The organism is Paenibacillus sp. YAF4_2 (assembly GCF_052113225.1).
GTDB lineage: Bacteria > Bacillota > Bacilli > Paenibacillales > Paenibacillaceae > Pristimantibacillus.
On the sequence record NZ_JBFRCT010000014.1, the window covers coordinates 46372 to 69228 of the forward strand.

Consider the following 22857-nt stretch of genomic DNA (forward strand, 5'->3'; position numbering starts at 1 on the left):
GATTGATATTCAACCAAAATTTCGAACGGTGGATGTTTCTAATTATCCCGGGATCTCTTGTCCTGGGTTTTCTTTTTGCTGATCAGCTTCAGCCAATGGTTGACGCTGTTCCCTATTTGTTTGCCTACGTCACGCTGACGATGGCGATTGGCTGTGGTATTCGTCAATTGGGCCAAGCGGTTCGAAGGCCGGGCGTACTGTTATGGACGTTAATCCTGGCGCATTTGATCTCGCCATTAATTGCTTATGGGATTGGCAGTCTTATCTTTGGTGCAGCATCCCCTTATGTTGTTGGACTTGTTCTGTTTACGATTATTCCGCTTGGTGTATCAACCGTATTGTGGGTTGGGATGTCGGGCGGCAGCGTGCCGCTGATGCTGGCGATGGTTGTGCTCGATTCTGCGTTAAGTCCATTTGTTGTACCGTTTGGCATTCATCTCTTCTTTAATACTTCCGTTGATATTGCGATTGGGCCGATTATGTTCGACTTGTTCGTCATTGTTGTACTTCCGACCATATGTGGAGTTGTTCTGTATGAGTTAAGCAAAGGGCGTATTCAAGAACGGGTCAAGCCAGTGGCGGCGCCAATCTCCAAGCTCTGTTTTGTAGCCGTGGTTGCCCTGAATGCCTCAGCAATTGCGCCATATGTCGACCAATTGAAAAGGGATATGGTGAAGCTTGTTCCTCTTGTTATTGTACTGGTAGGTGCCTGCTATGCAATCGGGTACTTCGGAACAGCGAGACACAGCCGCAAGGATGTCCAAGTCACTGTCTCTTATGCAACGGGAATGCGTAACATTTCGCTTGGTATCGTGCTTGCACTTGGCTACTTCAGCCCTCTGGCGGCTGTGCCGGTCGTCTTGTCGATCCTTGTACAGCAGCCACTTGCGACAGTGCATCACTTTGTTTTACAAAAACTTAACAAAAACAAGACTAGCGATGCGTCGCATGCGCATGTACGATAAAACGAGTGACAATTAGGCAAAGGAGATGAACGATTTGGCCATGAGCAGCTTTCGCAATCGGCTTACTTTTACAATGATCATTATACTTGCACTGTCCGTTACAGCTGCAGGTCTCTTCATGGCGAAGACGTTTAAAGATAATCATATTAACGCGCTGGAAGACAATATGGTACGTGAGATGCATATCATATTGGCCAAGACGGAATGGAAGCAGGGGGATAAGGCCTCGTTATTTCCGTACTTCACGAAAGAAGCAGAAAGCCTTAGGAGCTTTACTGGCTCGAGGGTAACTTTTATTGCCGGTGATGGTACGGTACTCGGTGATTCGGACCATGCTCCGGATACCATGGACAATCACAGCAACCGGATTGAGGTGCAGGAGGCGCATAAAAAAGGTGTCGGGCGAGCAGTTCGATCCAGTGCTACTCTGAAGGAAGATTTATTGTATGTAGCCATACCGGCGAATGCTTCTGATCCGAACTCAAATGTCATCCGTCTTGCGATGAGCTTGAAGGAAGTTGATCAGAGCATCTATAAGCTGTGGACAGTACTTATTATTGGGCTGCTTATTCTGTTTATCCTAGCTGCAATTGTCAGCTACCGTATTGCCTTAAGCTTGACACGTCCGCTGGAGCAAATCACGAAGGTAGCGCAGCGAATCAAGCAGCTTGATTATAAAGCTAGGGTGAAGATTGAGAAGCAGGATGAGGTGGGCGAGCTTGGTCATGCGATTAACGCTATGGCAGAGAGCCTGGAAATTCAAATGACCCGAATCCGGCAAAATGAAAGCCAGCTGGAGAGCGTCCTCGATAATATGATCAATGGAGTAATGATGATTGATCCTCACGGACGAATTCTGCTTATGAGCCGCCGTGCGGAAGAGATTCTAGGGTTCTCGGCGCGTGAGCTGGTCGGCCGGAATTATGCGGAGGCGAAGCAGCAATATGAGCTGTCCCAGCTTATTCAAGAGGCACTTAGCAGCCGTGAGCATATTCGTGAAGAAATTACGTTCTACTTCCCGGAAGAACGCCTGCTGGAGCTTAACCTCGTTCCCATCCATGGAGAGAATAATGATTTCAGCGGTCTGCTGCTTGTTCTTCAGGACGTCACTGCAATCCGCAGACTCGAGAGAATGCGCAGTGAGTTTGTCGCGAATGTCTCGCATGAGTTAAAAACACCAATTGCGGCTGTAAAAGGCTTTGCCGAGACACTGCTTAGTGGAGCGGTTAACGATGAAGAGACAGCGCGCTCTTTCCTGCAAATTATTTTTGATGAGAGTGATCGTTTGAACCGACTTATTGGCGATATTCTGGCCCTTTCCAAGATTGAATCCAAGCGCGTTCCGATGTATTTCTCCCCTGTGGAGCTGGATTCCTTCATGATGAAGACAATCAAGATGCTGGAGACGGAGGCAGCTCGGAAATCGATCATTCTGGATCTGCAGATCGAGCAAGGACTTTATGTCGAAGCAGACGAAGACCGTTTACGACAAATTATGATGAATGTCGTAGCAAATGGTATAAACTATACACCAGAGGGTGGCAAAGTCTCGGTTCATATTGCGAGTATCGATGAGGATCATATCCGAATTAAGATCAGCGACACGGGTATTGGCATTCCGAAAAAAGATTTACCGCGTATTTTTGAACGATTCTACCGGGTGGATAAAGCAAGGTCACGCAGTTCAGGCGGTACCGGCCTAGGCTTGTCTATTGTGAAGCATTTGGTTGAGCTGCATAAAGGAACAATATCGGTTACGAGTGAGGTTGGCCTTGGCTCGACCTTCATTATCGAGCTGCCAGTTCTCCAGCAATAATCAGCCTAACTTAAAAATTTACCCATTCTTCATGAAATCGTGATAAAATAAGGTAGAAAAATTGTGTCTAGGCTGGACAGGCTGGAGGTTATCATGTCGCATAAAGTATTGGTTATTGAAGATGAACCGACATTAGCTCGGCTTTTGTCGTATAATCTGACGCAAGAAGGTTATGCAACGACAGTTATTGATCATGGGGCAACGGGGCTGCAGACAGCTTTACAACGCACCTTCGATTTGATTATTTTAGACATCATGCTTCCAGGCTTAAATGGATTTGAAATATTAACACGTCTCCGTCAGAACGGCGTGAAGACGCCTATTATTATATTGACGGCACGTAATGCAGAGGAAGAAGTCGTTCAAGGGCTGAAGCATGGCGCCGACGACTATATTACGAAGCCGTTTGGAGTGGCCGAGCTGCTTGCTCGTGTATCAGCAGTACTGCGCCGGACTCAGTCGGATGATGTGGTGCCAATCGAAACGTCGGAGAAGGTCATCACAGCTGGAGATCTGTCGATTTATCCAGAGAAATACGAAGTGATTCTGAATGGTGAGACTGTTCCGCTTCGTCCGAAGGAATTCGAGGTACTTCTCTACCTGGTGCAGCGTCCGGGAATGGTTATTACACGCGATGACTTGATGAATGTTGTTTGGGGCTTTGATTACATCGGGGGACAACGTACGGTAGACGTTCATGTCAGCTCGCTTCGTAAAAAGCTTGAATTAGGCCAGACGGTTCAGATCGAATCGATTCGTGGTGTAGGATATAAATTGGTAATGTCAAAAAAACTCGTCACACCCAAGGGATAAGGGGGACGAGTTTTTTTGTTTATTTCTAAGAATTTATAATCCTATAGCGAAGCCGTTTCACCTTGGCCTATTGCCGGTTCCAGTCGAGCATTTTACGCTGGAACTGCTTTGGCGAGCAGTCATTATATTTTTTGAACATTTTATAGAAATGGGCCATATTTGGCATTCCGATTCGTTCGCCAACCTCGGTAATGCTGAGGTCTTTGGTCAGCAATATGCGCTCTGCCCATTTGATTTTTCGGTAATTGACGAATTCAGTGAAGGACATGCCAATCGTCTTCTTGAAAAACTTCACGAAGTAGTAGTAACTCATATTGGCGATTTTGCATACCTCCTCAACTTGAATGCGGTCAGTCAGTCGATTCTCAACATAGTCGAGTACAGGCTTGAGACGGACACGGTCGAAGTCATCCTGTTCCGCAAGTGCCTTTCGATGATCGTTGCGCAGCAGCGCAAGCAGAATCTGCTTGATCAAGACGCTTACGGCAAGCTCATAACCAGTTTCTTTGCGTTCTGCTTCATGATGCAGCTGGCGGATGAAGTCGCCGATCTGCTTCTTCACAGCACTGTTCTCTTGGAAAATATAATTAGCCTGGCTGAGCGGATTCTCCGTCTCGGAGAAATATCTCATATAGGCAATCGTACTCTGATCAAAGAATGGCTCGAGCTCAAATTGCAAAACGATGTAATCCAGATGCCCGGAGCTTCGGTCGCGATGCAGCTGAGAGGCTCCGATGATTATAACGTCGCCTGCCTCAAGATGATAGCTTTCTTCCTCCACATCAACTTCGAGCTTGCCCTTCATAATATACAGCAGCTCAAGCTGCCGGTGATAATGCCAGTTGGTCAGGTCGTCATCCTTTCGAATCGGCTGCCAGACCCGCAAGGATAACAAAGGGTTCTCATAGACAACTTTCTCGTTAAACGGTTCCACCCTTGCTAGTCCCACCTTACGCTGTAGTTTGGCTCACCACGAACTTAAAGTCTAATGCAGCCTACTTTATTGTAGTGGGCTTCTGTCTTAAAGGCAACCATTCGCCTTGGGACATGTGTATAATAGAAATAGAATTCGAGGGGAGATGATGGCATGCGGCCAAAAGTATACATATCAGCGAAAGTTTCCGATGAGGTAAAAGCTTATCTCGATCAATATTGCGATTGCGAAATGTGGCAGGATCAGGAGAAGGCGATTACTGGCCAGCAGCTCGCCGAGAAAATCGGTGATGTAGAAGGGCTGCTCGCAGCCGGCAACGCAATCAGCGAGCGACTGCTCAGCGCAGCGCAAAAGCTTAGAGCGGTCAGCAATATATCCGTAGGATATAACCATAATGATCTTGAAGCGATGAAGAAGCGTAATATTATTGGTACCCATACGCCATATGTCCTTGATGATACAGTAGCCGATCTTGCATTGGCACTTATGCTGGCAGCTGCAAGAAGGGTAACCGAGCTTCATAATCTGGTACGGACCGGGGGCTGGCAGCGCGGCATCGGGGAGCAGTTGTTTGGCATGGATGTACATCATGCAAAGCTGGGTATTATCGGGATGGGCCGGATTGGTGAGAAAATAGCGAAGCGTGCGAAGTTTGGCTTTGATATGGAAGTATCCTATTATAACCGCAGCCGTAAGGTAGAGGTTGAGGAGCAGCTAGGCGTTAATTACATACCACTGAATGATCTGCTTGAACAGTCAGACTTTATCGTATTGATGACGCCGCTTACGCCAGAGACGAAGCATCTCATTGGTGCGGAGCAATTTAACCGCATGAAACGGAGCGCGATCTTCATTAACGTATCACGTGGTGAGACGGTTGATGAAGCGGCGTTAATTGAAGCTCTTAGCAGCAAGCGAATTTTTGGTGCGGGGCTGGATGTTTACGAGAAGGAACCAGTCAGCGCGGACAATCCGCTGTTGCAGTTGGATAATGTCGTGACACTGCCGCATATCGGCTCGGCAACAAAGAAAACAAGGGACGATATGGCAATGGTAGCCGCCCGCAACCTGGTGGATGCGTTGTATGGTAGAGAGCCGCAGTACGTCATTCCGGAATTGAAAAAATAACAGTTAGGCGCCTCTGCATGTTGCGGAGGCGCCTTTTAATTTATCCCGCTCGTCTTGAATCGTTTGGCCTAGGCAGAAAAATTTAAGGACGATCCCCTTGACTTTTTCGGCCTTGATGAAACATTTTCGCCTCATTCACTTCGCTTTCTTTCGCGGAGATGGAGCTTGAGACCAGCTTGAAGACAGAGGTCTTGCTTCCCATGGAGGAGACGTATCTCTCCAGGTGGCTCTTGGCTAGAGGCCGGTCGAAATAGCCGGGAACATATTTGTTTAACATCAGCTGCATAGCTGCAGTTGCTTCATCCCAGTCCGTTACTTTGATCACAGTGCCATAGATGATTGCACTCATATATGCCGTATCGACATGTGCGGGAGTAGGATCGGAGATTGTGCCGTATTCTTCACTGACTGTGAAACAGGCCTCAGGGTTTTCCGCAATCATATCGATTTTCCTGCCTTCAGACGCGCCGTGGAAATAAACGGCTTCATCCATCCATACGAAGTTAAGAGGTACGACGTAGGGCACATTACCTGAAGCAAGGCCAAGAAATCCGGTGCGCGCTTGCTCCAGGAACTGCTGGATTTTGTGAGGATCCGTACAAGCTCTTTTTTGTAATCGAATAGGGAACATCTTGACCACTCACTTTCTGGGAAAAGTTAATTATGCTATTATTGTAGTGATCAACTGTCCTTATAAAAAGGTACAGTTTTGATGAATATGAGGGGTACAGAGGTTGGGGGCAGCCAGTGATCAGTTTAACACCTGATTTAGATAGAGAATGCGATCTTCCACTTTATCAGCAGCTTTTTTCCTATCTGAAGGGACAGATTGAAGCAGGAATATTGAAAGAGAATGAGCGCCTGCCTTCAATTCGGCAGTTGTCTGTTTATTTATCCGTCAGCAAGAATACGGTGGAAACCGCCTATCAGCAGCTGCTTGCGGAGGGTTATATCCAAAGTAAGCTGCGAAGCGGGTTATATGTCATGGCACTGGAAAAGCTGGAGTTAGAGGGAAGCGGGGGAAGAACGGGGACAGCATTGGAGTCGGAAAAGACGCAGCAGGTTCCTAAGTCGAGCCCTCTTGCTATTAACTTTGAATACGGAGATGTGGAGCTTGCGCATTTTCCAGTACGGCAGTGGAAGAAATGTATGGTGGAGGCTTTAGAGGAATGTACAGTAGAGGTGTACGGATATGGAGACCGGCAGGGACATGCAGGACTTCGAACTGAAATCGCCCGTTATTTGTACCAAGCACGTGGAGTTGTATGCTCATCGGAACAGATTTTCCTCAGTGCTGGTACGCAGACGATGATTAGCATGCTGTGTCAGCTGCTGCCGTTGCCGCCGATGATTGCAATGGAGGAGCCTGGCTATAATGGAGTCAGAACGGTGCTCCGTAATCATGGCAGAGAGATTATTCCCGTTCCTTTAGACAGCGATGGATTAACTGTTAATTTGTTGAAGCAAACTGATGCTAAAGTGGTATATGTTACCCCGTCTCATCAATTCCCTGTCGGTATTATTATGCCGGTCCAGAATCGGGTGCGATTGCTGCAATGGGCTTATGAGCACGATGGTTATATTATTGAGGATGATTTCGACAGTGAGCTTCGTTATCAGGGACAGCCAATTCCTGCTCTCAAGGCGATGGATACGGGAGACAAGGTCATATATTTGGGGACATTATCCAAGTCCTTCCTGCCAGGAGTACGTCTTAGTTATATGGTGCTCCCCGAGCTGCTTGCGAAGGATTATCGCAGTAAACTTCAAACCTACAGTCAATCCGTCTCACCACTTATACAGGCAGCCGTGTATCGATTTATGAAGGAAGGATATTTCGAAAGTCATATCCGCAAGATGAGAAAGCTGTATCAAGCGCGGCATAAAACCTTGCTTCGGGTGATCCAAGAGCACTTGGGCAGCCGGGTTGGCGTTATCGGACAAAAATCAGGCATGCACCTCCTGCTGGATGTGTACAACCGGTCAAGTGATGAATTAATCGAACAAGCTTATCAGCAGGGGGTTATTGTATATACGCCTAGGCTGAATTGGCTGAATCCGGAGGAATGTCCGCCTTCCTATATCATGCTTGGCTTTGGGGGCCTTAGCGAAGAGAAGATCCGGGAAGGAATTATCCGGCTAAGTAAAGCTTGGTTCCCTGAGATGTGATACAATACTACAAACAGACAAGGAAAGAGAAGTGAATTTTTTGATTACCATTACGATTCCGGAACCGGACGTTACGATTTACAAACAAACCAATCCCGAGCTGAGCCATATTTACAACTTTACGGATTTCCATCTTATTACGCGGGAAAAGGGCGGCTTCTTTATATTCTACAACTTTAAGGGCGATGTGCTGTTTGTTGGCAAAGCCAGAAAGCTCAGACCTCGTATCAAAAAGCATTTTGAAGATAGCGTATCTCCAATGAAAAATTACCGTGATGAAGTGACCAAGATCGAGATCTATGTCAATGAAGATCCGGTTGAGCGGGAGATTTATGAGACGTTTCTGATCAATGAGTTTAAAGCGAAGTATAATGTAGACAAAGTGCTTTTCCGTTAAAAGAAGATGGAATGTCAAAGGCTGCTCAGCGATGAGCGCCTTTTTTTTGTAGAAACTGTAGATTGCATAGCATGTCCTTTAGTTTCGATAGTTCCATACTCTATCGGATGCGATATAATGTAGCGGCTTGATCTATTCTCATCAAAGAGAGGAGCTTACCATGATGGAAATTGCAATTAATCAGCTTGGTTACCGGAATAAGGATACGAAGACAGCTGTATTTGCGGGGGAAAGTAAAGACTTCAAACTGATTAATCAGGAGAATGGCGAAGTAGTTTGGGAAGGTGAGACTTTGATCTCACTAGATGATGCTGCGAGCGGGATGACGGTCAGCAAGTTGGATTTTTCTGAGTGGCAGCAGCCGGGTACATATTATGTGAAGGTGAATAATGGACAACAATCGGATCCTTTCATAATCCGAGAAGAGGTATATGAAGAGGCTCATCAAGCATTATTGAAAGCGTTCTATTATTTCCGCTGCGGAATGGATTTGGAAGAGCAATATGCCGGTGATTGGAAGCATGGAAAATGCCACCTGACGCCTGCGATTGTCTATGGTGATGAAACCAGAAGAGTTGACGCATGGGGCGGATGGCATGATGCCGGGGATTATGGCAAGTATGTAGGTCCAGGTGCCAAGGCGGTGGCGGATTTGCTGCTCGCGTATGAATGTTATCCGAAAGCTTTCAAGAGAACGGTACCGCTGCCCGAAACGGACGGCGTCATGCCGGATGTGCTGCATGAATGCCGGTATGAGTTGGAATGGATGCTGCGAATGCAGGATAACAAGTCCGGTGGTGTTTTCCATAAGCTGACGACATTACGGTTCCCGGCAGCCGATACGATGCCGGAGGAAGATACAGAAGAATTATATGTTTCTCCGGTCTCATCAACAGCAACGGGTTGTTTTGCTGGTATTATGGCGATGGCAGCACGGGTGTATGACCGCTTTGATACAGCTTTTGCCTCCAGTTGTCTGATCGCAGCGGAGAAGGCATGGGAGTGGCTCACTCTTCATCCGGAGTACCCAGGCTTTAGAAATCCATCTTCCATTGTGACGGGGGAATATGGAGATAAGCTGGATACGGATGAACGTTATTGGGCTGCAGCAGAACTGTACCGTACAACTGGGGAAGCTCGTTATCATGAAGCGTTCCAGCAGCTAGCGGAGCTTTCTTTTGACAAGTATGAGCTTGGCTGGGCTGATATGGGCGGTTATGGAACCATCTCGTATCTGATGTCGGAGCGTGAGAGAGAAGCGGGGTTAGCGGAACAGTTACAGGCGGGCTTGCTGGAGGTAGCAGGAAAGCTGGCTGCCGTGTGCAGACAGGACGGGTTCGGTATTTCGCTCTTGCCGGAGCAGTACATATGGGGCAGCAATATGGTGCTGCTCAATCAAGCGATGCTGCTGCTTATAGCAGATCGATTGGCAGGTTCAATGTCATATGAAAGTCTTGTGCTGGATCATATTCATTATTTGTTTGGGATGAATGCGGTTGGCATGAGTTATGTAACTGGCTTCGGGAGCAAGCCAATCCGTCATCCGCATCACCGTCCATCGGAAGGTGATGGAGTGGATGAACCGGTACCCGGACTTGTCTCAGGCGGACCTAATGTTGGCGTGCAGGATGAATACGCCCGTGAGCATTTGCAAGGCAAAGCTCCAGCTGCAGCATTCGCCGATGTGATGGAAAGCTACTCGACGAACGAAGTGACGATTTATTGGAATTCGCCAGCGGTATTTGTGCTGTCTCATTTTGTATAAGGCCCCGGGAGGGTCTTATACGTGTCAAACTAGCACTGAACCGTAACGATAAGACCCTCAGTGGGTCTTATTTGTTTGTAGGTGGATAAAAATGGTGGGTTGTGAGAGGTTTATACACGAAATAAGACCCTTAGAGGGTCTTATACGTGTCAAACTAGTATCGAACTGTAACGATAAGACCCTCGGAGGGTCTTATTTGTTTGGTGAGTGGTAAAAAGTGTGCCATCAGATGGACGGTCTATTTAAGATTTATCCCAAATTCATTTCGCGCACCATCAGCACCTGCTCCATATTTGTCGCAAAACCCATTTCGCTGAGCAGCTCAACCAGCACGGTATTTGTTGCTCTGATATTAAAGGCTGATCGGCGGCAGTTGTCGCCGGGCTGCCAAACTTCCTGCAGGGCAGCTCGTATGACACCTGCAGCATCCGTCCGGCCTGGCGCAACCTCAAGTACAAGATAATCCCCGTTAAGCTGCCTTCCGGGCTGAACGTTCGCCGGTATAACGCATAGCCTGCAGCATCCTCACCATCGAAGATAGCAACACTTTCTCCGTCTCTCAAGCTGGTGATACCGGCTTGCCAGACCTCGCCTTCGTTATAGAAGGGAAGTCTAGCAGCTTCAGCTGCCATGCCAAGCGCCACCTGATAAGAATGTTCATAGCTGTCGTCCATATCCGGAATAGGCTGCTCCGTCGACAGAATAAGCAGGCGGTCAATCTGAGAATAACCTACACTTTCATATAACCGAATGGCATATTCATTATGGGCAATAGCTTCCAGATTCGCCTGCTGTACACCTAGTTCCTCATACAATTGCAAATTCCGCTGCATCATCACTTTGCCAATTCCTTTTCCACGAAACGCCGGCTTGATCGCCGTTCCGCCATTCCAGGCCAGCTTTCTTCCATCAAACTCTCGGAAGCCATTCATGATAAGTCCTGCTGGCTCACCATCGACATAGCAGGCAAGGGAATGCTCAAGTGCAAGACCTTCATTCGCCACACGGCCAATAAAACGATCAAGCGGAAGAGCAGCGGGGACAGAGTAATCCTCAAAGGACTGGTTCCACAGCTCTGAAACTTCTCCGATGGGAAGCTCGCTAAGAGGCCGAAACGTGATATTCATACGTCATCCTCCTTACAGCGCTTGGTCATCTACACTTTCCAGCCAGCTGTCGATGCTGCCGATAACAGAAGTTACGCAGCCATCCTCGAATGGCGAAATGAGACCAGCCACCTTAACCAGTTCGGTGAAGGAGAGGCTGCCGCCTTGACGGCACAGGTGCAGGTAATCGGCCCAAGCGGCGGAACGGTCCTCCTGCATTCTTTTCCAGAATTGAAACGCACAGATTTGCGCTAAAGTGTAGTCGATATAGTAGAACGGACTGCCGAAAATATGACCCTGCCGCTGCCAATAAGCACCTTGCTCCAGGTACGTATTCTCTTCATAGTTCCGGTGAGGGAGATATTTCTTCTCGATCTCCCGCCATGCAGCCTTGCGTTCAGCCGGAGTAGCATCCGGATTCTCGTAGACGAAATGCTGGTACTCATCCACCGTTACGCCGTAAGGAAGAAAGAGTAGGGCGCTAGCCAGATGCTGAAACCGGTATTTATCAACATCCTCCTTGAAGAACAGGTCCATCCACGGCCAGGTGAAGAACTCCATACTCATCGAATGAATCTCACAAGCCTCGTAAGTAGGGAAGGCATACTCAGGAACCGCGAAGCTTCTGCTTTCGTACACCTGAAAGGCATGACCGGCTTCATGCGTCAAGACGTCAATATCTCCGGAAGTGCCGTTAAAGTTGGAGAAAATAAACGGTGCGCCGAATTCGCTGATATAGGTGCAATAGCCGCCGCCTTGCTTGCCTTTCTTGGCAACCAGGTCCATCAGGCCATTATCCTGCATAAATGTGAAGAACTGCTCCGTCTCGGAGGACAGCTCGGCATACATCTTCGCCCCGTTCTGAACGATCCAGTCCGGGTCGCCCTTCGGCTTCGCATTCCCTGTCAGGAAGGCGAGATTCTCATCATAGTAATACAATTCATCGACGCCAATCCGTTCGCGCTGGCGTTCCTTCAGCTTAGTTGCAACGGGAACGATATGCTCAAGCACCTGATTGCGGAAGTTTGCAACCATTTCCGCTGTATAGTCGGTACGGTTCATTCGGGCATAACCAAGCTCAACAAAGTTCGTGAAGCCAAGCTTCTTCGCAATTCTGGTACGAACCTTCACAAGCTCATCATAGATCCGGTCGAATTGATCTTCGTTCTCAGCCATAAAGCCGGAGGATGCAACGGAGGCGCGCTTACGGACCGAACGGTCGGTGGATTGCTGGAAAGGCGATAATTGAGACAGCGTTCGTTCTTCGCCGTCGAACATGATTTTAGCGGAAGCAATCAGCTTCGAATATTCGGTAGACAGCTTGTTCTCCTGCTGAAGATCCTCGATAATCTCTGGGCTGAATGTTTTCAATGACAGCTCAGCCAGCTGGAACAGCTGACGACCCCATTTGTTCTCCAGCTCCGCACGGAACGCCGAACCAACCAGCGCGCGGTAGTAATCCGTTATGTATTCCTGCACAACAGGTCCATTCTCATCGAAGAAATCCTGCTCGGCTTTATAAAATTCATCATTCGTGTCGATCGAGTGACGGATGTAGGCAATTTGCTGCATCGTATCGAACTCGCTCCGAAGCTTGTTCATGCCCGACATAGCGGCATCCTGCTCTTCATAATTGCCTGCTGAGCTGAATGCGGCAAGAAGCTCCTTGAATTGTTTCTCAAAAGCTGCTACATCTGGACGTTCATAACGATACTCATTAAATTTCACTTGGTACACCTGCCCTCTCCGAAAATAATTAGGAATGGGATCTTATACCATTGCCTTGTCAGTCTATTCGTTAGCTGTTGCTGCTAATCCTGCTTCTACCGCAAGGAAAGAGGCTCCCTTCACCAATGTTAAGTGGAAGAGAAGCCTCTTGTGAACTTATGTTCAACTCTGTTGTTATTTCTGTTGCAGAAGCTCGAATTCTCTCCGAATTCTGGCGAGTAGAGCCGGGTTCGCGAATACATCATACGCAGTAGCGGCGAGCGTCTTAGCAGCGAAAATCATCCGCTCGAGCGCACGCTCTGACATTGCGGCATCACGAAACTCCACGGTGTGAAGGAGGAAGCGCTCCTCGACGATTTTAACATAAGGATGAATGGCCGGGCAGCGGACGGAGACATTGCCAAGATCCAGCGAACCATGATCCTTGCCCGTCTCGATTTCTTCCGGCTGCACGCCTAATTCAAGCAGATTAGCGGTAAAGCATTCCGATAACGCTTCGTTTGTAACCAGCTCGTCATAGGAGAATTCATAATTGTTCATCTCGAGTCTACAGCCAGTCTGCAGGGCAGCACCTTCTGCGCAGCGGCGTACTTTCTCCGCAAGTTCATTGGTATACGTGCGGGATGCGGATCGAACGTAAAATTGGGCAGAAGCGTAGTCAGGAATAACGTTTGGCACTCTGCCTCCATTATTAATAATGCCGTGAATCCGTGCATCGCTGCGAGTCTGCTGACGCAGGGCATTAACGCTGTTGAACAATTGAAGTATCGCATCCAGCGCATTAACACCTTCATAAGGGCTCGCTGCCGCATGGGCAGGCTTGCCGAAGTATTCGAATTGAATAGCGTCCAAGGCAAGCGACTCGCCGGATTTCTCGAACGTATAGTAGGGATGAGCCATTAGGGCGAAGTCGCAGTCATCGAATAAGCCAGCTTCGGACATCGGTACTTTGGCGCCTTTTGTCTCTTCAGCAGGAGTACCATATACGCGGATCGTTCCGCCGAATTGCTCCAGTACGGCCTTTAATCCAACAGCCGCCGCAATGCCCATCGTACAGATCAGATGATGGCCGCAGGCATGACCAATCTCCGGCAAAGCATCATATTCACATAGAAAAGCGACCGTAGGTCCCGGCTTCCCGGATGAATAAGTTCCGATAAACGCTGTAGGGATACCAAGCATACCCCGCTCAACCGAGAAGCCCTGTCTCTCAAGCTCGGCACACAGCATATCGGCTGACTTGAATTCCTGATGGCCAAGCTCCGGATTTGCCCCGATTGTACGGGAGATTTGTTTGAATGTATCTGCATAGGAATCGATCACATCAAATACGAGTTGTTTGTTGCTGCTTGTCATGGACAAGCCTCCTTCTTTCAAGCATTATCCCCAACATTATACCTCATTTGCAGCGCCATTGTCCGTGTGCCTCGAGGTGATGAGTTACCAGTTAATGAATCCCGTGCATCTTCTTGAACTGCTCAGGACTCATGTTTTCCAGCTTCTTGAAGACGGAGCTGAAGTAGCTTGCACTCTCGAAGCCAACCATGGATGCGATCTCATGCATTTTGTACTCTCTGCTTAGAAACATCAGCTCCTTGCTGCGGTTAATCCGTTCCCGGTTCACATACTCCATTGGCCGCATCCCCATCGATTGCTTGAACAACCGGCACAAATACTGTGGAGTGACGTCTATACGAGAAGATAACTCCTGGATGGACATCATGCTGTCAATATGCTCTTCAATATACCGGATGACGGGGTTCAGCTTCGTATAATATTGCTGAGCGGACTGCGTACTGACTTGAACAACCTTCATCAGATCGAGCAGGAATAAATAGACAAGCTTCGAGCATTCTATCCCGAGAAAAGGAAGCCCGGATTGTGCCATAGCCAAAATGCCCCGCAGATGAGCTACTATCATCTCGCTGTCCGTTACGGAATAGAGGCCTGGCTCCTTAATGCCGGCTAGAGCAAGCAGCTCCTTGGACATGCTGCCGCCAAAGCTGATGAAATAGATGTCCCAAGGCTCGCGGATCGTGGAATAACGATGAGGGACGCCAGGGAATAAGCAGAAGCCCTGACCGGCTTTTACCGTATACCGTTCCTCTCCAATCCATAACTCGCCTTCGCCGCCTGTTACTTGCAGCCATTGATAGTGCGGGAAGCCTTGCGGCCGGTCAATGGTTTCTTGATTGTCCCAATGTCCGATAATATCCGTATATAGAGGGAGTTTTCGGTCGGCATCTGCCACAGTCGGAAATACCAATTTATCCATAATTGGACCACTTCCAGTTTCATATTTTATAAGTAAGGTGAATATAATGTGATTTTATTGGATCTTAAAGCGTATTACAATATTAATATCGTAATAGACAAATTATCGTTTGGAGGCAGATATCCATGACTTTGAAGTTCCCGCCAATCAGCCCAAAATTCCCGCACATGCTGCATGGAGCGGATTATAACCCTGACCAATGGCTTGATTACCCTCATGTGCTTGAGGAGGATATCCGATTGATGAAGCTGTCGAGCAGCAATGTGATGTCCGTAGGCATCTTTGCATGGGCGGTATTAGAGCCTGAAGAGGGCGTATATACATTTGAATGGATGGACCAGCTGCTTGATCGTTTTGCAGCGAATGGCATCTATGCTTTGCTGGCAACACCAAGTGGTGCAAGACCAGCATGGATGTCGCTGAAATATCCAGAGGTTCTTCGTGTTGAGGAGAATGGTATTCGCAACCTGCACGGCGCACGCCATAACCATTGCTTCACATCCCCTGTATACCGCGCGAAGGTACAGGAGATGAACCGTAAGCTGGCAGAGCGTTATTCGGAGCATCCTGCTGTAATCGGCTGGCACATCTCCAATGAATTTGGCGGAGAATGCCATTGTGACTATTGTACAGAAGCATTCCAACAATGGCTGGAGAAACGTTATGGCACCATTGAAGCATTGAATAATGCTTGGTGGACTTCCTTCTGGGCGCATAAATATACAAGTTTCGGTCAAATCGATACGCCAACATACCGCGGGGAGAAAGCCGTTCATGGCATGAACCTCGACTGGAAACGGTTCGTAACCGACCAGACGGTAGACTTCTGCCGTCATGAAATGGAGCCGCTGCGTGAGATTAATCCGGAGCTGCCGATTACGACTAATTTCATGCTGGACTTTGAGCCGCTGAACTACTGGAAATTCGCTGATCTTCTCGATATGATCTCGTGGGATGCTTATCCGACTTGGCATGATGCGAAGGATCAAAGCGAGCTTGCTGCATGGATCGGCTTCAACCATGACGTATTCCGCTCGCTCAAAGGCGGCAAGCCGTTTATGCTGATGGAAAGCACACCAAGCATGACGAACTGGCAGCCTGTCAGCAAGCTGAAGAAGCCAGGCATGCACCTCCTTGCATCGATGCAGGCTGTTGCTCATGGCTCCGATACGGTTCAATATTTCCAATGGCGCAAAAGCCGCGGCTCCAGCGAGAAGCTGCATGGTGCTGTAGTTGACCATGTTGGTCATGAGAATACCCGTGTATTCAAGGATGTTACGGATGTTGGCCAAGCGCTTGAACAATTGCATGAAGTAGTAGGGACATCGGTGAAGCCGCAAGTGGCCATCATCAATGATTGGGAGAACCGCTGGGCGGTGAAAGATTCACAAGGTCCTCGTAACGGCGGTATTCATTATGAAGAAACGTTGAAGCGCCACTATCGTCCGTTCTGGGAGATGGGTGTGCCTACAGATATTATCGATTCCGAATGTTCGTTTGACTCGTACAAATTGCTTGTTGCTCCTATGCTCTACATGGTGCGTCCTGGTGTTGGCGAACGGATTGAGAAATTTGTGCAGGAAGGCGGCACCTTTGTTGCTACTTACTGGTCGGGTATCGTGGATGAAAGCGATCTTTGCTTCCTGGAAGGCTTCCCTGGACCACTTCGCAAAACACTTGGCATCTGGTCGGAGGAGATTGACTCTCTTCACGATGGTGAAACGAACAGTATCGTGATGTCCGAAGGCAATAAGCTGGGCCTGCAAGGCGAATACGAAGCTTTTGAACTATGCGATCTGATCCATTTGGAAGGCGCTGAAGCGCTCGCTGTATATGGCGATGACTTCTATGCCGGCCGTCCTGCCTTAACCGTTAATAAGCTTGGTGAAGGCAAAGCGTATTATGTAGCTTCCCGCAACACAGAGCCGTTCCACACGGATTTCTTCAAGAAGCTGGTGGAACAAGAAGGGCTGAAGCGGGTTGTTGAAACGGAGCTTCCGCAAGGTGTTACTGCTCAACTGCGCTCTGACGGTGAGAGCGACTATGTATTCGTCATGAACTTCAGCGAAGCGAAGCAGCAAGTGAAGCTTGATGAGAAGGAATACGAAGACGTCCTTGCCGGTGGTAAAGTAGCTAATGAGCTTGAGCTGCCGCTGCATGGCGTACGTATTCTGAAAAGAAAAGCAAGCTTCCATCAATAAGCAATCTGATCTAAAATAAAAAAACTGTAAGCAAAGCGCATGATGCGCTCTGCTTGCAGTTTTTTTATTTGCTGTATCTATATACTGGATGTCTTAATATTAAATATATTAAATAAGTCTAATAAAGTCGAAATTTCCTGAATCAATACGAAAATCCTCGGAAAAATGAGTCAACTAGCCTTGTTTCATTGATTAAAGGCACAAATTTGTCGTTAAAATGTAATATTGATTATATTGAATATTTATATTAAGATGTTGGGCAAGAACTTGTACAAGCTATCAAGTATATGAACGATATCTGAAGGGCATGGTTACCCTTCAAATGCCTAACTAACGGTACGACAGTAAAGGAGGAAGCGAAGCATGGGAGTGAGTAAGAAACAGGAGCGGGCCGAGTGGACGGGATTTCAGGAATCGCGTCCCTACGGGCCAAAGTATGATCTTCGAACCGATTTTGTAATGGTGTATGGGCTGACGGATCAGTTGGAGGAACGTATCGAAGGCTGGAGAAAAGCTGGCTACACGATTCATCTCATGACCGGTGTCTCATGGGGCGAGTATCAGGATTATCTGTACGAGAAATTTGACGGCAGAAATCATTGGGATGAAGCTCAAAAGGACAGGTTCGGCAACTATATTCAACATGGCAAGGACGTGCCGTATATGGTTCCGACAGTCGCTTTCTCCGAATACTTGGCTTCCTATATCAAGAAAGCAATCGACTGCGGTGTGGAAGCGATCCATCTGGAGGAGCCGGAATTCTGGGCGCAGTCGGGTTATTCGGAGGCGTTCAAGCGGGAGTGGTTGACCTACTACGGGGAACCGTGGATAGCGCCTCACCTCTCCCCGGATGCACAATACCGGGCTTCGAAGCTTAAAGCCTATTTGTATTACCGGGCGCTTGATCGGCTCTGTGCGCAGATGAAAGAATATGCACTTGTTACCTATGACAGGGTGGTGCGATTCTACGTTCCGACCCATAGCTTAATTAATTACACGCAATGGCGCATCATCAGCCCGGAGGCGCTGCTAGTATCGATGCCTTCCTGCGACGGTTTTATCGCGCAGATCTGGACAGGGACGGCGAGAACGGCAAATGTATACCAAGGTGTCCGGCGGGAGCGTACCTTCGAGACGGCCTTCCTGGAGTATGGTGTTATGCAGGAGCTGACTCGTGGTACGGGCAGAGACATGTGGTTCCTGCATGATCCGATCGAGGATAATCCCCGTTACAGCTGGAGTGATTACCGTCATAACTATCGGGCAACGGTAGTAGCAGCCCTACTTCATCCTGGTGTATCGAAGTTTGAGGTATGTCCTTGGCCATGGCGGGTATTCACACTTGGCTATCCAACTGAAGATGGTAAAGGAAAAGAAGTCATTCCGGCGAGCTACAAGACCGTTCTTCTTACGGTCATGAATGTGCTTCGGGATCTCCACAATCATGTGGAAGAAGAGGATGACATCTATACAAGAGGAATTGGACTACTATTGTCCAATTCCGCCATGTTCCAACGAGGCGATGTTATACCTGAAGAGACGGAGCAGCCGACTGCCGGCAAAAAAGCGGATGGGGTGACAACGTCAGATATGCTGTCCCCTGAGCAGCAGGAGCTGCTTGACTGGTCTGCGTTCTATGGACTTGCGCTGCCGCTCGTGAAGCATGGTATTCCGCTGCGTCCGGTTCAGCTAGATAACGCACTGACTTTCCCAGGATACCTGGACGATTATAAAGTGCTGCTTCTCAGCTATGAGTTCATGAAGCCTGAGCATGCGGGGCTGCATCAGGCCATTGCGGGATGGGTCCGAGATGGCGGTGTGCTTATCTACGTTGGCGACGGATCAGATGACTTCCATAGTGTTCGGGAGTGGTGGAACCGGGAAGGCAGCAGGCGTATCTATGAGCGTCCGGATCAGCATTTGTTCGAGACGCTGGGGTTATCGGCGGATCAAGAGAGCGGTGAATATGCAGCAGGAGATGGATTCGTCATCGTGCGCCGTGTTCATCCAACCGTTCTATCGCGTTCGAGTGATGGTGCCGACATGGTCCGTGATAGTGTGCAGCTGGCTCTGGAGCTTAGAGGCGAAGCGGAAGCGTATCGTGAAAGCGGGATGCTCCGTATTAAGCGGGGTCCTTATGTCATTGCGCAAGCACTTGATGAGACAGAACATGTGGGGAATCGGATTGAAGGGTCTTTTATCGACCTATTCGAGCATGAGCTCCCGATTCTGACTACCGTTGAATTGAAGCCAGGCAGCAATTGTTTGTTATACGATCTGAACTCGGTAGAGACTGCGACCGGCAGCAACGTTACGAAGGTTCTTGTCAGCTCATCGCGGATTGAGGATGAGATGGTGAGCGCTAAGGAGATCACATTCCGTTCGGAAAGCCCGTCGGATATGACAGTCAGCACACGGCTTCGCGCAGCTTCGGCTCCATCTCTCGTAACGGCAGATGGTCTCAAGGCGGAACATGCGTACGACGAAGCTTCGGGAACACTGCTTATCCGATACCCCGGCAAACCGGAAGGTGTTCTGGTGAAAGCAGCCTGGAACTAAAGATAAAACTGCAAGCAAGGTGCGTATAATGCGCTCTGCTTGCAGTTTTTTTCATTTTAAATGGAATTTTAACGCAGCGAAAACATTAATATGAACTGAAATTGATTCTTCAGTCCTAAAATTAGGACCAGAGCCTATAGAGAAAGGTGAGAGACCATGACGATTGCTGTATTAGAACGTCAAGCGAAAGAGAAACAAGTCGAGAAACAAATCGAGAAACAAGTCGAAACGATTGAATCATCAACCCGTCTGCTTGAATTTATTCGTTCAGCGCCTGCTATTTTATCTTCTCAGTCTTGCAAAGAAACAATAGCTTTATTTAAACAATATCCGGATAGCGAATGCATTGTTGTGTGCGATGGAGGAGAAAAGAAGGACAAGCCAGTAGGTCTCATGATGCGCAATCAATTTTTTATGCGGCTTAGCCAGCGGTTTGGCGTTGATCTGTATTATGAGAAGCCGATCTCGGAGCTGATGGATCCTTCTCCTCTCATCGTAGACGGCAGTCATTCACCACAACAATTAATAGACAGTGCACTTAAACGTGAGGACAGCGTTCTATATAACTGTGTCATCGTGACGAAAGATGGACAAATGATCGGAATCTTAACGGTCTCTGACCTGCTTCGTATGTCCCGCCAGCTTCAGCAGGAAGCAATTGATGGACAGGTCAAGACGATACATAGTGTGGGTAACCGGGTGAAGGAAATTGATCAAGCCGTAAGCTCGGTAAGACAATCCGCTGTACAAGGCAAGGAAATATCTGCGGATATGGTGGATTTGACGTTAAGCGGCAAGAATCAGCTGGACAAAGTAACCGCTGCGTTCGGTAAGCTCGCTGCTAACTCCATGCAGCAGGAGCAGCGGATGAACGACCTGCAGAATGAAGCGGGATCCATCAGCCACGTCTCTAAGCTGATCAAAGAATTAGCTGAGCAAAGTAATCTGCTTGCAATTAATGCTTCAATTGAAGCTGCGCGTGCTGGTGAGCATGGCAGAGGTTTTGCTGTTGTGGCCGGCGAGGTCATGAAGCTGGCGAGCGAGACGAAGCGCTCCGCGGAGTCGATCACGACATTGACGAAAACAATTCTGGCGGCAATTGAGCAGACGGCTGCGCTTGCACGGGAAGGCCGGGAAGAAGCGTTCGTTAGTGAGTCTGACGTCAAGGAAGCGGGTAGTGTCTTTAGCCATTTGTTCCAGGCATCGGCGAACAGTAAGGACAGTTCGGAGCAGATTGGCCGACTGTCGGAGCAGGCATATCAGCAGACCGTACATGTAAATATGGAGATCGACAAACTGCTTGGGTCTTATTTTTAACATGGAATTTACAAAACAACAATACGCTATTTACAAACGGCTAGTAGGATAGAATGGTCAGGGATTAGCCCTGCACCTTTTTTAAACAAAAATATTTCATTTTCTCTGGGATGAACTAATGATTAGGCTTCCCATTTTTTCTATTTAAATAAGCGGAGGAGAACGATCATGCAAACGACCTTGCAGACGCAGACCCTAATTAACATTAATAAGTTGAATTTGTATTATGGAGCTTTTCATGCTCTGAAAGACGTGTCACTCACCATTCCCGAGAAAGCGATCACGGCGTTTATCGGCCCTTCCGGCTGTGGGAAATCGACACTGCTTCGTACGCTTAACCGGATGAATGACATGATCCCGGGAACAAGAATCGAAGGAAGTATCGCCATCGGCGGTACAGAAATTTATTCGAATGATGTCGATGTGGAGACGCTTCGCAAGAAAGTTGGTATGGTGTTCCAGCAGCCGAATCCTTTCCCGAAATCGATCTATGATAATGTTGCTTATGGTCCACGTCTTCATGGTATTAGCAGTAAGAAGCAGCTGGATGAGATTGTAGAGACAAGCCTGAAGGCTGCAGTACTGTGGGATGAAGTAAAAGATTACTTGAAGCGTTCGGCGCTTAGCCTCTCTGGCGGACAGCAGCAGCGGCTTTGTATTGCGCGTGCGATTGCCGTGAATCCGGATGTTCTGCTCATGGACGAAGCAACCTCGGCGCTTGATCCGATCTCGACGTTGAAGATCGAAGAGCTGGCGCAAGAGCTGAAAGACCGTTATACGATCGTGATGGTTACGCACAACATGCATCAAGCGGCTCGTGTATCGAATCAGACGGTCTTTTTCTTAAATGGGGAAGTTGTAGAGTTCTCGGATACAGAGAAGTTGTTCTCCAATCCGACGGATCAACGGACAGAGGACTATATTAGCGGACGCTTCGGCTAAGACAAAGGGGACAATGATGATGATGACTAAAAGAAAAGAGTTTGACCATGGACTTGAACAGCTTCATAATTTGCTCGTTGAGATGGGGACCTTCGTCGAAGAAGCGCTTGTTGATTCGATGAAAGCCCTGAGTGGTACGGATGTAGAGAAAGCAAGAGCAATCATTAATAATGACCAGCATTTGAATCATCTGGAGGAGCAAATAACCGAGCTTGGTTCTAAGCTGATTGCTACCCAGCAGCCGGTTGCCAAAGATCTTCGCCGGATTTTGGCTGCGTTCAAGATAGCATCAGACCTCGAAAGAATGGGAGACCTGTGCGTCAATATCGCAAAGTTCGTCGTACGTCTGGAGGGGCAGGCATTAATAAAACCCTTGATTGATTTGCCGCGTATGGCGGAGATCGTACAAACGATGACTTATGAGTCGATCCAGGCTTTCGTTCAAGAAAATGTTGATTTGGCTTATAAACTGGCTGTCGAGGATGATCAGGTCGATGCCTTGTGCGCCCAGATCTCACGAGAGCTTCTGTCGCTGATGATGGAGAATCCAAGAAACATTTCGCAGGCGACCGTCCTGAACTTAGTCGCTCGCAACATTGAGCGAATTGGTGACCACGCCACAAACATTGGCGAGAGTGTAGTATACCTCGTTACGAATAAACGCCCGGATTTGAATACTCAGCATAATATCTAAGATGTGTTATGAAAAAAGAAGCCTGTTATCCGAGCTGCTCGGGTAACA

Annotated in this window: 18 protein-coding genes; 12 read left to right on the forward strand and 6 right to left on the reverse strand. The window is 48.2% G+C overall.

What is annotated here, in order from left to right; translation table 11 throughout:
• The first annotated feature begins 2 nt into the window (after window positions 1-2).
• The 3 genes from AB4Y93_RS26045 to AB4Y93_RS26055 all read left to right on the forward strand — a co-directional run bounded on the left by AB4Y93_RS26045 (window position 3) and on the right by AB4Y93_RS26055 (window position 3594).
• Complete coding sequence (locus AB4Y93_RS26045) at window positions 3-965, forward strand: bile acid:sodium symporter family protein (protein ID WP_441896384.1); 963 nt, start codon at window positions 3-5, stop codon at window positions 963-965.
• 40 nt (window positions 966-1005) lie between these two features.
• Entirely contained in the window at window positions 1006-2781 is a 1776-nt protein-coding gene (gene pnpS / locus AB4Y93_RS26050; protein WP_441896386.1) for a two-component system histidine kinase PnpS, read from the forward strand.
• 93 nt (window positions 2782-2874) lie between these two features.
• A complete protein-coding gene (locus tag AB4Y93_RS26055) occupies window positions 2875-3594 on the forward strand; it encodes a response regulator transcription factor (RefSeq protein ID WP_167279646.1) in 720 nt (239 codons plus the stop codon).
• A gap of 67 nt (window positions 3595-3661) precedes the next feature.
• Here AB4Y93_RS26055 and AB4Y93_RS26060 read toward each other — a convergent pair whose 3' ends face one another.
• Window positions 3662-4528, reverse strand: coding sequence for a helix-turn-helix domain-containing protein (locus AB4Y93_RS26060; protein WP_441896388.1), 867 nt, complete (start codon window positions 4526-4528; stop codon window positions 3662-3664).
• Between the two features lie 153 nt (window positions 4529-4681).
• On the opposite strand from AB4Y93_RS26060, the gene AB4Y93_RS26065 reads away from it, so the two are divergent.
• Window positions 4682-5656 (forward strand): 2-hydroxyacid dehydrogenase, encoded by a 975-nt coding sequence (locus AB4Y93_RS26065; protein WP_441896390.1) that lies wholly within the window; start codon window positions 4682-4684, stop codon window positions 5654-5656.
• A gap of 82 nt (window positions 5657-5738) precedes the next feature.
• On the opposite strand, the gene AB4Y93_RS26070 is transcribed toward AB4Y93_RS26065, so the two are convergent.
• On the reverse strand, window positions 5739-6287 hold the full coding sequence (locus tag AB4Y93_RS26070) for a pyridoxamine 5'-phosphate oxidase family protein (protein ID WP_441896392.1): 549 nt from the start codon (window positions 6285-6287) through the stop codon (window positions 5739-5741).
• Window positions 6288-6403: 116 nt separating this feature from the next.
• Between AB4Y93_RS26070 and pdxR the strand changes: the two genes are divergently transcribed.
• The 3 genes from pdxR (at window position 6404) to AB4Y93_RS26085 (ending at window position 9987) form a co-directional block, all read left to right on the forward strand.
• Entirely contained in the window at window positions 6404-7825 is a 1422-nt protein-coding gene (gene pdxR, locus AB4Y93_RS26075) for a MocR-like pyridoxine biosynthesis transcription factor PdxR (protein WP_441896394.1), read from the forward strand.
• A gap of 40 nt (window positions 7826-7865) precedes the next feature.
• A complete protein-coding gene (locus tag AB4Y93_RS26080; RefSeq protein ID WP_208420456.1) occupies window positions 7866-8222 on the forward strand; it encodes a nucleotide excision repair endonuclease in 357 nt (118 codons plus the stop codon).
• Between the two features lie 160 nt (window positions 8223-8382).
• Window positions 8383-9987 carry a glycoside hydrolase family 9 protein gene (locus AB4Y93_RS26085; protein WP_441896397.1) on the forward strand — a complete coding sequence of 535 codons (1605 nt, stop codon included), beginning with the start codon at window positions 8383-8385 and terminating at the stop codon, window positions 9985-9987.
• Between the two features lie 275 nt (window positions 9988-10262).
• Here AB4Y93_RS26085 and AB4Y93_RS26090 read toward each other — a convergent pair whose 3' ends face one another.
• The 4 genes from AB4Y93_RS26090 to AB4Y93_RS26105 form a co-directional block, all read right to left on the reverse strand.
• Window positions 10263-11114 carry a GNAT family N-acetyltransferase gene (locus AB4Y93_RS26090; protein WP_441896399.1) on the reverse strand — a complete coding sequence of 284 codons (852 nt, stop codon included), beginning with the start codon at window positions 11112-11114 and terminating at the stop codon, window positions 10263-10265.
• Between the two features lie 12 nt (window positions 11115-11126).
• Entirely contained in the window at window positions 11127-12821 is a 1695-nt protein-coding gene (locus tag AB4Y93_RS26095) for a M3 family oligoendopeptidase (RefSeq protein ID WP_441896401.1), read from the reverse strand.
• 174 nt (window positions 12822-12995) lie between these two features.
• Window positions 12996-14177 carry a M20 family metallopeptidase gene (locus AB4Y93_RS26100; RefSeq protein WP_441896403.1) on the reverse strand — a complete coding sequence of 394 codons (1182 nt, stop codon included), beginning with the start codon at window positions 14175-14177 and terminating at the stop codon, window positions 12996-12998.
• A gap of 91 nt (window positions 14178-14268) precedes the next feature.
• Complete coding sequence (locus AB4Y93_RS26105) at window positions 14269-15096, reverse strand: AraC family transcriptional regulator (protein ID WP_441896405.1); 828 nt, start codon at window positions 15094-15096, stop codon at window positions 14269-14271.
• Window positions 15097-15221: 125 nt separating this feature from the next.
• Between AB4Y93_RS26105 and AB4Y93_RS26110 the strand changes: the two genes are divergently transcribed.
• The 5 genes from AB4Y93_RS26110 to phoU all read left to right on the forward strand — a co-directional run bounded on the left by AB4Y93_RS26110 (window position 15222) and on the right by phoU (window position 22809).
• Window positions 15222-17297 (forward strand): beta-galactosidase, encoded by a 2076-nt coding sequence (locus AB4Y93_RS26110; RefSeq protein ID WP_441896407.1) that lies wholly within the window; start codon window positions 15222-15224, stop codon window positions 17295-17297.
• Window positions 17298-17660: 363 nt separating this feature from the next.
• Complete coding sequence (locus AB4Y93_RS26115; protein ID WP_441896409.1) at window positions 17661-19856, forward strand: hypothetical protein; 2196 nt, start codon at window positions 17661-17663, stop codon at window positions 19854-19856.
• Window positions 19857-20012: 156 nt separating this feature from the next.
• The gene (locus AB4Y93_RS26120) at window positions 20013-21173 is read left to right on the forward strand and encodes a methyl-accepting chemotaxis protein (RefSeq protein WP_441896411.1); all 1161 of its coding nucleotides are present in this window, start codon (window positions 20013-20015) and stop codon (window positions 21171-21173) included.
• A 168-nt stretch (window positions 21174-21341) separates the two neighbouring features.
• Window positions 21342-22115: a phosphate ABC transporter ATP-binding protein PstB gene (gene pstB, locus AB4Y93_RS26125; RefSeq protein ID WP_441896413.1), complete on the forward strand. Its 774-nt coding sequence runs from the start codon at window positions 21342-21344 to the stop codon at window positions 22113-22115.
• A gap of 22 nt (window positions 22116-22137) precedes the next feature.
• Entirely contained in the window at window positions 22138-22809 is a 672-nt protein-coding gene (gene phoU, locus AB4Y93_RS26130; RefSeq protein ID WP_441896483.1) for a phosphate signaling complex protein PhoU, read from the forward strand.
• The last annotated feature ends 48 nt before the right edge of the window (window positions 22810-22857 follow it).